9 protein-coding genes are annotated in these 12,133 nt (G+C 61.7%); 6 read left to right on the forward strand and 3 right to left on the reverse strand.

Translation table 11 applies throughout. From position 1 onward, the window contains the following. Positions 1-49: 49 nt before the first annotated feature. The gene (locus tag C5F70_RS01500) at positions 50-2,944 is read right to left on the reverse strand and encodes a ribonucleoside-diphosphate reductase subunit alpha (RefSeq protein ID WP_046489252.1); all 2,895 of its coding nucleotides are present in this window, start codon (positions 2,942-2,944) and stop codon (positions 50-52) included. A 737-nt stretch (positions 2,945-3,681) separates the two neighbouring features. Here C5F70_RS01500 and C5F70_RS01505 point away from each other — a divergent pair. Together C5F70_RS01505 and C5F70_RS01510 are read left to right on the forward strand one after the other, a co-directional pair. Beyond that, positions 3,682-4,407 (forward strand): response regulator, encoded by a 726-nt coding sequence (locus C5F70_RS01505; protein WP_102618400.1) that lies wholly within the window; start codon positions 3,682-3,684, stop codon positions 4,405-4,407. Beyond that, positions 4,404-6,014 carry an ATP-binding protein gene (locus C5F70_RS01510; protein WP_046489255.1) on the forward strand — a complete coding sequence of 537 codons (1,611 nt, stop codon included), beginning with the start codon at positions 4,404-4,406 and terminating at the stop codon, positions 6,012-6,014. Before C5F70_RS01505 ends, C5F70_RS01510 begins: the two co-directional genes overlap by 4 nt. A 90-nt stretch (positions 6,015-6,104) precedes the next feature. Here the strand turns inward: C5F70_RS01510 and C5F70_RS01515 are convergent, their stop codons facing one another. Beyond that, entirely contained in the window at positions 6,105-6,821 is a 717-nt protein-coding gene (locus tag C5F70_RS01515; protein ID WP_102618401.1) for a 4'-phosphopantetheinyl transferase, read from the reverse strand. Positions 6,822-6,953: 132 nt separating this feature from the next. On the opposite strand from C5F70_RS01515, the gene C5F70_RS01520 reads away from it, so the two are divergent. Genes C5F70_RS01520 through C5F70_RS01530 form a run of 3 tightly spaced genes read left to right on the forward strand, consistent with a single transcriptional unit; the run spans position 6,954 to position 9,301 of the window. Beyond that, positions 6,954-7,262, forward strand: coding sequence for a hypothetical protein (locus C5F70_RS01520; protein ID WP_046489258.1), 309 nt, complete (start codon positions 6,954-6,956; stop codon positions 7,260-7,262). Positions 7,263-7,280: 18 nt separating this feature from the next. Beyond that, the gene (locus tag C5F70_RS01525) at positions 7,281-7,958 is read left to right on the forward strand and encodes a response regulator (protein WP_046382350.1); all 678 of its coding nucleotides are present in this window, start codon (positions 7,281-7,283) and stop codon (positions 7,956-7,958) included. Then, on the forward strand, positions 7,955-9,301 hold the full coding sequence (locus C5F70_RS01530; RefSeq protein ID WP_102618403.1) for an ATP-binding protein: 1,347 nt from the start codon (positions 7,955-7,957) through the stop codon (positions 9,299-9,301). Before C5F70_RS01525 ends, C5F70_RS01530 begins: the two co-directional genes overlap by 4 nt. A gap of 21 nt (positions 9,302-9,322) precedes the next feature. Here the strand turns inward: C5F70_RS01530 and C5F70_RS01535 are convergent, their stop codons facing one another. Beyond that, positions 9,323-10,321, reverse strand: coding sequence for an AraC family transcriptional regulator (locus C5F70_RS01535; RefSeq protein WP_046382352.1), 999 nt, complete (start codon positions 10,319-10,321; stop codon positions 9,323-9,325). Positions 10,322-10,660: 339 nt separating this feature from the next. Between C5F70_RS01535 and C5F70_RS01540 the strand changes: the two genes are divergently transcribed. Then, entirely contained in the window at positions 10,661-11,992 is a 1,332-nt protein-coding gene (locus tag C5F70_RS01540) for a dicarboxylate/amino acid:cation symporter (RefSeq protein WP_104902612.1), read from the forward strand. Positions 11,993-12,133: the final 141 nt, after the last annotated feature.

Genomic DNA, 12,133 nt, shown 5'->3' on the forward strand with positions numbered 1-12,133 from the left:
TATCGGGGCTTTTCAAATCCCGGGCCATCAAGCCCGGAACGTGCTCAGCTTATTGGCAGGCTTCGCAATCCGGCTCGTCGATCGCGCAGGCTTTCGGCACGGGGGCCGGGCCGGCCGGTGCGGCGAGCACCGAGTCATCACCGTGGTTGCCGCTGGAAACCGCGTTCAGCTTGCCGGTGTTGATGGTCGACTTCTCGGTGCTGGTCGCGGCCAGGGCACGGAGGTAGTAAGTGGTTTTCAGGCCACGGTACCAAGCCATGCGGTAGGTCACGTCGAGCTTCTTGCCCGAAGCGCCGGCGATGTACAGGTTCAGCGACTGCGCCTGGTCGATCCACTTCTGGCGACGGCTGGCGGCGTCAACGATCCATTTGGTGTCCACTTCGAAGGCAGTCGCGTAGAGCTCTTTGAGTTCTTGCGGGATGCGCTCGATCTGCTGCACCGAACCGTCGTAGTACTTCAGGTCGTTGATCATGACCGAGTCCCACAGGCCGCGGGCTTTCAGGTCGCGAACCAGGTACGGGTTGATCACGGTGAATTCGCCCGACAGGTTCGATTTCACATACAGGTTCTGGTAGGTCGGTTCGATCGACTGCGACACGCCAGTGATGTTGGCGATGGTCGCGGTCGGTGCGATGGCCATGATGTTGGAGTTACGGATACCTTTCTGCACTCGGGCACGTACCGGCGCCCAGTCCAGGGATTCGTTCAGGTCAACGTCGATGTACTTCTGGCCACGTTGCGCAATCAGGATCTGTTGCGAATCCAGCGGCAGGATGCCTTTGGACCACAGCGAACCCTGGAACGTCTCGTAGGCGCCGCGCTCGTCGGCCAGGTCGCAGGAAGCCTGGATCGCGTAGTAGCTGACCGCTTCCATGGACTTGTCGGCGAACTCGACCGCGGCGTCCGAACCGTAAGGAATGTGCTGCAGGTACAAAGCGTCCTGGAAGCCCATGATCCCCAGGCCGACTGGACGGTGCTTGAAGTTGGAGTTCTGCGCTTGTGGCACCGAGTAGTAGTTGATGTCGATCACGTTATCGAGCATGCGAACAGCGGTGTTGACAGTGCGCTCCAGCTTGGCGGTGTCCAGCTTGCCGTTGACGATGTGGTTCGGCAGGTTGATCGAGCCCAGGTTGCAGACGGCGATCTCGTCCTTGTTGGTGTTCAAGGTGATCTCGGTGCACAGGTTCGAGCTGTGGACCACGCCTACGTGCTGCTGCGGGCTGCGCAGGTTGCACGGGTCTTTGAAGGTCAGCCATGGGTGGCCGGTTTCAAACAGCATGGACAGCATTTTACGCCACAGGTCTTTGGCCTGGATGGTCTTGAACAGCTTGACCTTGCCTGGGTACTCGGTGAGGGCTTCGTAGTACTCGTAGCGCTCTTCGAAGGCCTTGCCGGTCAGGTCGTGCAGGTCCGGCACTTCGGATGGCGAGAACAGGGTCCACTTGCCGTCGTCGAAGACACGCTTCATGAACAGGTCAGGAATCCAGTTGGCGGTGTTCATGTCGTGGGTACGACGACGGTCATCGCCGGTGTTCTTGCGCAGCTCGATGAACTCTTCAATGTCCATGTGCCAGGTTTCCAGGTAGGCACACACAGCGCCTTTGCGCTTGCCACCCTGGTTGACCGCTACGGCGGTGTCGTTGACGACTTTCAGGAACGGTACGACGCCCTGGGACTTGCCGTTGGTGCCCTTGATGTACGAACCCAGTGCGCGCACCGGCGTCCAGTCGTTGCCCAGGCCGCCGGCGAATTTGGACAACATGGCGTTGTCGTGGATCGCGTGGTAGATGCCCGACAGGTCGTCCGGCACGGTGGTCAGGTAGCAGCTCGACAGCTGTGGACGCAGGGTACCAGCGTTGAACAGGGTCGGCGTGGACGACATGTAGTCGAAGGACGACAACAGGTTGTAGAACTCGATGGCGCGGTCTTCTTTGTGCTTCTCTTCAATCGCCAGGCCCATGGCCACGCGCATGAAGAACACTTGCGGCAGTTCGAAGCGGATACCGTCCTTGTGGATGAAGTAACGGTCGTACAGGGTTTGCAGGCCCAGGTAGGTGAACTGCTGGTCGCGCTCGTGGTTGATCGCCTTGCCGAGTTTTTCCAGGTCGAAGGTGGCCAGGACCGGGTTCAGCAATTCGTATTCGATACCCTTGGCGATGTAGGCCGGCAGGGCCTTGGCGTACAGGTCGGCCATCTCGTGGTGGGTGGCGCTGTCGGCCACGCCAAGGAAGCCCAGGCCTTCGGCACGCAGGGTGTCCATCAACAGGCGCGCGGTGACGAACGAGTAGTTCGGCTCGCGTTCAACCAGGGTACGGGCGGTCATCACCAGGGCGGTGTTGACGTCGGTCAGGGCCACGCCGTCGTACAGGTTCTTCAGGGTTTCGCGCTGGATCAGGTCGCCGTCGACTTCTTCCAGGCCTTCGCAGGCCTCGGTGATGATGGTGTTCAGGCGGCCCAGGTCCAGCGGCGCGAAGGTGCCGTCGGCCAGGGTGATGCGGATCGATGGGTGCGCCTGTATGGCGGCTTCGTCGGCCGGGGAGCGAACGGCACGTTCCTTGGCGCGCGAATCACGGTAGATCACGTAGTCGCGGGCGACTTTCTGCTCGCCGGCACGCATCAGGGCCAGTTCGACCTGGTCCTGGATTTCTTCGATGTGGATGGTGCCGCCCGAAGGCATGCGACGCTTGAAGGTCGCGGTGACTTGTTCGGTCAGGCGGGCAACGGTGTCGTGGATGCGCGACGAGGCGGCAGCGTTGCCGCCTTCAACTGCAAGAAACGCTTTGGTGATGGCGACGGTGATTTTGTCATCGGTGTAAGGAACGACAGTGCCGTTACGCTTGATCACGCGCAGTTGGCCGGGTGCAGTGGCGGACAGATCCATATTCGAATCAGCGGCCTGCGGCACGGAGCCCTGCGGGTTCTCGCGAGTTGTGTCGGTTTGCATGGGGGGTTGTCTCCACATTCTATATTTATTTGGGCACCATCACGGTGCCCACCGTTCCGTCCTGAAGCACTTACAGCAGGCCTTGGCCTGGCATAACAACTTCGGGACAGGAGGAAGGGGGGCTTATCGCGCCGCTTCCATGCCGAAGTCTTCGGTTTGGCGCTCAAAAGCGCCTCGCCGTATTCCTGGTGGGTGACAGTTGCCCGGTTCAAGCACTGCAACACCCGTACCGTTTTGCGCTGTTGGAGCGCTAAAACGGTTGCCATCCGCATGAGCGGTTTGGGCTTTCAAAAAATGCTGGAGTTGGACCAAACAGGAGCAAGAAAGGGCTTGAGTTTCTTGTCTGATTTGTGTTTGGTCTTTTAGTTCAAAACCCTACATGTAGGGTTTTTTTGGCGCCGAGGTACAAGATAATGCGTTTTTGGAGGCTTAGCAATCCAGGGGCTGTGGATAACGCTGTGAGTAAAATGTGTATGAAACGTAGAATGCCCGCGTAGGCCGCAGTACTGCGGGACCGCGCCGTTTGTCACTGAATATTCCAAGAAAAAAACGGCTCTTTGGATTTTTGAGGGCGCGAACCCTATCACAAAAAAACCGCATCACCGAATGCATTTCCTGGCTTGTGTTCGAGGGTTGGGGCATGGCTACAATCGATCATTGTTATGCCCTCACAACATTACAAATAAGGTGTGGCTGGCGAAGATCAACCAATCCCCTAATAACAACGAGGATTACCTGTGGAGCATGAAGCCTGGCAAATCCTGATCGTCGAGGATGACGAGCGATTGGCCGAGTTGACCCGTGATTACCTGGAGAGCAACGGCCTGCGCGTGTCGGTGGAAAGCGACGGCGCCCAGGCTGCGGCGCGGATCATCGCCGAACAGCCGGACCTGGTGATCCTCGACCTGATGCTGCCCGGCGAAGATGGCCTGAGCATCTGCCGCAAGGTGCGCGAGCGCTACGACGGGGTGATCCTCATGCTCACCGCGCGTACCGACGACATGGACCAGGTATTGGGCCTGGACATGGGCGCCGACGACTACGTGTGCAAACCCGTGCGCCCGCGCCTGCTGCTGGCGCGTATCCAGGCCCTGTTGCGCCGCAGCGAGCCGGCGGAACCGGCCGTCGCGCAAAACCAGCGCCGCCTGCAATTCGGCCCGCTGCTCGTGGATAACGCCCTGCGCGAAGCCTGGCTGCAGGGCGAGGGCATCGAACTGACCAGCGCCGAGTTCGACCTGCTGTGGCTGCTGGTGGCGAATGCCGGACGCATCCTGTCGCGCGAAGAAATCTTCATCGCCCTGCGCGGCATCGGCTACGACGGCCAGGACCGCTCGATCGACGTGCGTATCTCGCGCATCCGTCCGAAAATCGGCGACGATCCGATCCACCCGCGCCTGATCAAGACCGTGCGCAGCAAAGGCTATCTGTTCGTCCCCGAAGCCGCTGCCGACATACCGCTGTGAACTCGATCTTCCTGCGCATCTACGGCGGCATGTGCGCGGCGCTGATCCTGGTGGCGCTGCTGGGCGTGCTGGCGTTGCACCTGCTCAACGACGTGCGCAGCGGGCAGTACCGTGAACGTCTGGCCCACGGCACCTTTGCCTTGATGGGCGACAACCTGCAACCCATGAGCGCGATCGAGCGCCAGCGCGCACTGGCGGTGTGGGAGCGCCTGTTGGGCATTCCCCTGATGCTGCGCACGTACACCGATGCCCAACTGGACCTCGGCCAACGCACCCGCCTGCAGCATGGCCAGGTGCTGGTGCAACAGACCGGCCCCCATGCGGCGCGGGTCCTGCGTTTGGTCAGCGAGCAGGATCAGTTGGTGCTGGAAGGTGAAGTGCAACAGATCAGCGAGCAATTGGCGCGGGCGACGATCTACCTGTTGGCCGACGAGTTGGTGCGTTTTCCGGTGGCCGAGCAACCGCAACGCCTGGCGGATATAAAGGAAGCCAAAGGGTTTGGCTTCGAGATGCACCTGATGGCCCTCGATCAGGCCGATATGGACGACGACCAGCGCCGCCGCGTGTCGGAGGGCGATACGGTGATGGCGCTGGGCAAGGGCGGCGACTCGATTCGGGTGTTTGCCGGCATGGTCGGCACGCCCTGGGTGCTTGAAATTGGCCCGTTGTATCAAATGAACCCGTACCCGGCGCAATGGTTGATCCTGATCGCATTGATCGGCCTGACCCTGATTGGCCTGATCGTCTATCTGTTGGTGCGTCAGCTCGAGCGCCGGCTCAGAGGTCTGGAGGCCGCTGCCACGCGCATTGCCAAAGGCAACCTGGAAGTGCGCGTGCCCGCGCGCGGCGCCGACTCGGTGGGGCGCCTGGCCGCCGCCTTCAATGGCATGGCCGAGCACCTGCAGCAGTTGCTCGCGATCCAGCGCGAACTGGTGCGCGCGGTGTCCCACGAGTTGCGCACCCCGGTGGCGCGCCTGCGTTTCGGCCTGGAGATGATCGGCGAGGCCGCCACCCCGCAGGCCCGGCGCAAATACCTCGAAGGCATGGACAGCGATATTCAGGACCTCGACGGCCTGGTCGACGAAATGCTCACCTACGCGCGCCTGGAGCAGGGCGCGCCGGAGCTGAATTTCCAGCGGGTCGACCTCAATGCGTTGCTCGACCAGGTGATCGGCGAATTATCGCCACTGCGCCCGCAGGTCAGCGTGAGCCGTGGTATCTGCCTGTCATCGGTGCATTGGGACGATGCCTGGGTCGATGCCGAACCGCGCTACCTGCACCGCGCCCTGCAGAACCTGGTGAGCAACGCCATGCGCCATGCCCAGGGCCGGGTGCTGATCAGTTACCAGGTCGGCCAGGTGCGCTGCCGCATCGATGTGGAAGACGATGGCCCCGGCGTACCGGAAAGCGCTTGGGAACGCATCTTCACGCCGTTCCTGCGCCTGGACGACAGCCGCACCCGCGCCTCGGGCGGGCATGGCCTGGGCTTGTCGATTGTGCGGCGGATTATCCATTGGCATGGCGGGCGGGCATTGATCAGCAAGAGCAACAACCTGGGAGGGGCGTGCTTCAGCCTGAGTTGGCCACGGGACCAGGATAAATCCTGATACTGCTATCGGGAGCAAGCCGAACCCTCGCACCGCCCCTCTTGGAATGCATTCCAGTGTGGGAGGGGGCTTGCCCCCGATGACGCTCGATCAGACGCCGATTGCTACAAGGCTCAACAACTGATCCCCATCCACCGCAAATTGCCCAACCAGTTCCGTGCCGTGGCACCACTCGCCGGACAACTCCGTCAGCAGCCGCAACCGCATCTGGCCGTGCTCGGACCATTCCACCACTTCGGCATGCTCAAAGTAGAAGCGCTTCTGCACGATCGGGTAGAGCGCCTTGAACAGGCTCTCCTTGGCCGAAAACGTCAGCGTCACCAGCCGCGCATGTTGCTCACGCGGCAACCTGGCCATGCGCTGCAACTCATCGGCGGTGAGAATTTCCCCCGCCAGGCGTTCCGCGCGCTCCAGGCTCAGGACATTTTCCAGGTCCATCCCCAGCCCGCGCCATTGCGCCTTGTGCCCGACGATCGCCGCCGCGTGCCCGCTGCTGTGAGTGATGGAGCCGCTGATGTGAGGCGGCCACACCGGCGCCCGGTCTTCGCCGATTGCCGGCACGCAGTCCAGGTTATCGAGTTGTTGCAAGGCGGCGCGGGCGCATAACCGCCCGGCGAGAAACTCCGCCTGGCGCTTGGCCACCGAACGCTGGATGCTCGCTGGCGGCGGCACCGCGCTGCGTTGGAAATCACCGGCGATCAACAGGGCCGGATCAAAACGCGTACTGAACAACACCGTGCCCGGCAAGGGATCGGGCAGTGGCCAATGGGCGTCGAGTGGGGTGCAGCAAGCGGGTAGGGGCGTCATGGGCGGTATTTTGCCGAGTTGGCGCGCCAGTGGATAGTCCGTAGCGGTTCAGGCCAGGTTCAGAGCCTGTTCAGGGGGAGTTCAGGGGCGCTTGCGTAATGTGGGCCTACAGCCTACGTGGAGGTAAGTACCATGACTGCAATCAAGAAGCTGATGTTGGCGTTGACCATGTTCACTGCCACCGCCGGGGCGCAGGCCAGCGATGGCGCCTTTGCGGCATTCGGTAGCGAGAGAACCAAGAAATCCAGCACGCTGATGCAGCGTGTGAGCTTCGAGGCGGTGCGCAGCCAGGCCGCGCCTTGGGGCCAGCCGCTGGGCTCGAGCAGCCCGCAGGCGACGTATCGTGCCGGCTATGAGCATCTTGGTGGCCAATACAATGGCATTAAACTGCGCCCGCAAGACCTGCAGGGCCGCTATGATATCCCTCTGTCGGACAGTTGATTTGCTTTGGAGAGCCTTATGAAATTGCTGGTCGTGGAAGATGAGGCTCTGTTGCGTCATCACCTGTATACCCGCCTGACCGACAGCGGGCACGTGGTCGAAGCCGTGGCCAACGCGGAGGAGGCCTTGTACCAGACTGGCCAATTCAACCATGACCTGGCGATCATCGACCTCGGCCTGCCCGGCATGGGCGGTCTTGATCTGATCCGCCAACTGCGCGCCCAGGACAAGACCTTCCCGATCCTGATCCTCACCGCTCGCGGCAACTGGCAGGACAAGGTCGAAGGCCTGGCCGCCGGCGCCGACGACTACGTGGTCAAGCCGTTCCAGTTCGAAGAACTGGAAGCGCGGATGAACGCGTTGCTGCGTCGTTCCAGCGGCTTTACCCAATCGACCATCGTCGCCGGCCCCTTGCTGCTGGACCTCAACCGCAAGCAGGCCTCGTTGGACGAGCAGCCCCTGGCGCTGACCGCCTACGAGTACCGGATTCTCGAGTACCTGATGCGTCACCATCAGCAGGTAGTGCCCAAGGACCGCTTGATGGAGCAGCTCTACCCCGATGACGACGAGCGCGACCCGAATGTCATCGAAGTGCTGGTCGGCCGCCTGCGCCGTAAACTGGAAGGCCCGGGCGGGTTCAAGCCGATCGACACCGTGCGCGGCCTGGGCTATCTGTTCAATGAGCGCTGTCGTTGATTCGCTCGTTACGTGTGCGCTTGATGCTGGCGGCCGCCACCCTGGCCGTGCTGTTTATGCTGGGTTTGTTGCCGGCCATGCAGGGCGCGTTCAGCCTGGCCCTGCAGGACTCGATCGAGCAGCGCCTGGCGTCGGACGTCACCACCTTGATTTCGGCGGCGCGGGTCGAAAACAACCGCCTGCAGATGCCGGCGCAGTTGCCGGACGAACGCTTCAACCTCACCGATAGCCGGTTGCTCGGTTATATCTACGACCGCGAAGGCCATCTGGTGTGGCGCTCGCGGGCAACCCAGGAAGAAAACATCAACTACAGGCCGCGCTATGACGGGCGCGGTAATGAGTTTGCGCGGATTCGCGAGGGCAATGGCCAGGAATTCTTCGTGTATGACGTCGAGGTCAAGCTGCTCGGCGGCAAGAGTGCGGCGTTCAGCATCGTCGCGCTGCAACCGGTGCGCGAATACCAGTTGACCCTCGAAGGTCTGCGCGAAAACCTCTACCTGGGCTTCGGCGCGGCGTTGCTGGTGTTGCTGACGTTGCTCTGGCTGGGCCTGACCTGGGGCCTGCAAGCGTTGCGGCGCCTGAGCCAGGAGCTGGACCAGATCGAAGGCGGCACCCGCGAAAGCCTCAGCGAAGAACACCCGCGCGAACTGCTGCGCCTCACCGGGTCTCTCAACCGCTTGCTGCACAGTGAACGCGAGCAGCGTACCCGCTACCGCGACTCCCTCGACGACTTGGCCCACAGCCTGAAAACCCCGCTGGCGGTGTTGCAGGGCGTGAGCGAAGACATGGCCCTGCGCCCCGAAGACCGCGACCAGGCCTGGGTGCTGCAATCGCAGATCGAACGCATGAGCCAGCAGATCAGCTACCAGTTGCAGCGCGCCAGCTTGCGTAAAAGCGGCCTGGTACGCCATCAGGTACGCCTGCAGCCGGTACTGCAAAGCCTGTGCGACACGCTGGACAAGGTCTACCGCGACAAGCACGTCAAAGTGAGCTTCGTATTGCCGGACGCGTGCGATGTGCCCATCGAAAAAGGCGCTTTGCTGGAACTGCTCGGCAACCTGCTGGAAAACGCCTACCGCCTGTGCCTGAGCGAAGTGCGTATCAGCCTGGTGGAAAGCCTGGATGGCATCGAACTGTGCATCGAGGATGACGGCCCCGGTGTGCCGCCCGACCAGCGCGCGCGGATTCTGCAACGGGGCGAGCGGCTGGACCGCCAGCACCCGGGGCAGGGGATCGGCCTGGCAGTGGTCAAGGACATCATTGAAAGCTACGGCGCGCGCCTGACCCTGGGCGACTCGCCTTTGGGGGGCGCGGCGTTCAAGATCCACTTTCCGACCGTTTGACCTTCCTTGAGTGGCGCCTGCCTAACTCTCCTGTGCCCGATAAGCCCCCGGCGTCAATCCCGTCCACTTCTTGAACGCCCGATGAAACGCCGACGGCTCGGAGAACCCGAGCTGCTCGGCAATTTCCTGCAATGACAGATCCGCGCGTCCCAGGTGGTAAATGGCGATGTCCCGCCGCAGCTCATCCTTGAGCGCTTGAAAACTGCTGCCTTCTTCACGCAGATGTCGGCGCAGGGTCTGCGGGCTGATGTGCAGGTGCTGGGCAACGGCGTCCAGGTCCGGCCAGGGTGTGCGGTCACGGCTGAGCAGGCGGCGGATCTGGCTGCTCAAACTGTCGCCTTCATCGGGACGCGACAACAAGTCGGCGGGGGAGCGCTGCAGGAAATGCTTGAGGGTGCGCTCGTCCTGCAGCAGCGGCAGGCTCAAGTAACGCGCAGGAAACACCAGGCTGCTGTTCGGTGCGTCGAACACCTGCGGGCAGGGAAACAACAGGTCGTATTCGCTGGCGTGGGCCGGCATCGGGTAGCTGAACGTGGCCTGCTGCAGGCGGATGCGCTGGCCGATCAACCAACTGCCGAGGCGATGCCAGATCAGCAGCAGGGATTCGCTGAGAAAGTGATCCGGGTCCCCGAGCTGGGAGTCGTCCAGGCTCAAGCGGGCCATTTCGCCTTCCCGTGTCAGCTGCCAACGCGGACCTTGTGGGAATAGGCTGTAAAACAACAAGCCGCGTTCGAGTGCCTTCTCCAGGGTGCGGCAATGGATCAGCGCGTGGCACATCATGGCGAACGTGCCGCGCTTGCTCGGACCTTCGGCAAAGCCCAGGTATTCGTCGTCCAGCGCGAGCCAGAGCATTTGCAACAGCCGGGTAAATTGTTCCGGGGCGATGCGGGCGCGGGGTTCGTTCAGCAGTTCCGGGGTGATGCCCACCTGCTGCAACAGGCCCGAGTAGTCGTAGCCGGCCCGGCGCGCACCGCCGAGGGCCGCTCGGGCGTAGTGACTGGCGATGGTACGTTCGCGCATGCAAGGGCCTCGTCCATGGAAGGGCGGATGGTAGCCATCACCCGCTACAGCGACAAGGCGGATATCCGCCAAATTGTAGGACGAGATACGGCGAGTTGGCGGAAACCCGCCATGCAATGGACGGCGCTCAGACGCGCCTTGATCCCTCCAGCCCTGATGTCTAGGGGGCTTCAGGCCGTTTCAGCAAAGTGGCACGACGTTTGCGATAAGGATTACAGCGCAGGCTTGGTCCTACAGGTCTCGCAAACAACAAATCCCTCCAGTGCAGGAGGGTTCGCAATTCAAGTGCCGTGGGCAATGGCGGATATTTGCCACACGGGACGATTGAGGAACTTTGCAATGACGACTCGTCAGCCACTGTACAAATCCCTGTATTTCCAGGTGATCGTTGCCATCGTTATCGGTATTTTGCTCGGTCACTTCTACCCGCAGACTGGTGTGGAGCTCAAGCCGCTGGGTGACGGGTTCATCAAACTGATCAAAATGGTCATCGCCCCGATCATCTTCTGCACCGTTGTCAGCGGCATCGCTGGCATGCAGAGCATGAAATCGGTCGGCAAAACCGGCGGCTACGCGCTGCTGTACTTCGAAGTCGTGTCCTCCATCGCCCTGCTGATCGGCCTGTTCGTGGTGAACGTCGTGCAGCCGGGCGCTGGCATGCACATCGACGTGGCCACCCTGGACGCTTCGAAAATCGCGGCCTATGCCACGGCCGGTGCGAACCAGAGCATCGTTGGCTTCCTGCTCAACGTGATCCCGAACACCATCGTCGGCGCATTCGCCAACGGTGACATCCTGCAAGTGCTGATGTTCTCGGTGATCTTCGGTTTCGCCCTGCATCGCCTGGGTGCCTACGGCAAGCCGGTGCTGGACTTCATCGATCGCTTCGCCCACGTGATGTTCAACATCATCAACATGATCATGAAGCTCGCGCCAATCGGTGCCCTCGGCGCCATGGCGTTCACCATCGGTGCCTACGGTGTCGGCTCCCTGGTGCAATTGGGCCAGTTGATGATCTGCTTCTACATCACCTGCGTCCTGTTCGTGGTGGTGGTGCTCGGCGCCATCTGCCGCGCGCACGGCTTCAGCGTGCTGAAACTGATCCGCTACATCCGTGAAGAGCTGCTGATCGTTCTGGGTACGTCCTCGTCTGAATCGGCACTGCCACGCATGCTGATCAAGATGGAGCGTCTGGGCGCGAAGAAATCCGTGGTTGGCCTAGTGATCCCGACCGGCTACTCGTTCAACCTCGACGGTACGTCGATCTACCTGACCATGGCTGCCGTGTTCATCGCCCAGGCGACTGACACGCACATGGACATCACCCATCAGATCACGTTGTTGCTGGTGCTGCTGCTGTCCTCCAAAGGTGCTGCAGGCGTGACCGGCAGTGGTTTCATCGTACTCGCCGCGACCCTGTCGGCCGTGGGTCACCTGCCGGTTGCCGGCCTGGCGCTGATCCTCGGTATCGACCGCTTCATGTCCGAAGCCCGTGCGCTGACCAACCTGGTCGGTAACGCCGTGGCGACTCTGGTGGTAGCCAAGTGGGTCAACGAACTGGACGAAGATAAGCTGCAAGTCGAGCTGGCTTCCGGTGGTCGTGGGATCTCCGACACCCGTGAAGAAGATGACCTGGGCGTGGCCGAAGGCCCTGCGCCGGCGATCAAGTAACCCGCTGATGGCGTGAACTGACGCCCACAGCAATCCGCAAACGCCCCGACTGGTTCGGGGCGTTTGCGTTTCTGCGCGGCCAAATTCGAATTTTTTGGTTTACAGTTAGTCAATGCTCCATCAAAGGCCCGGTGAAGATCC

The sequence above is a fragment of the Pseudomonas sp. LH1G9 genome (assembly GCF_002949975.1).
Classification (GTDB): Bacteria; Pseudomonadota; Gammaproteobacteria; order Pseudomonadales; family Pseudomonadaceae; genus Aquipseudomonas; species Aquipseudomonas veronii.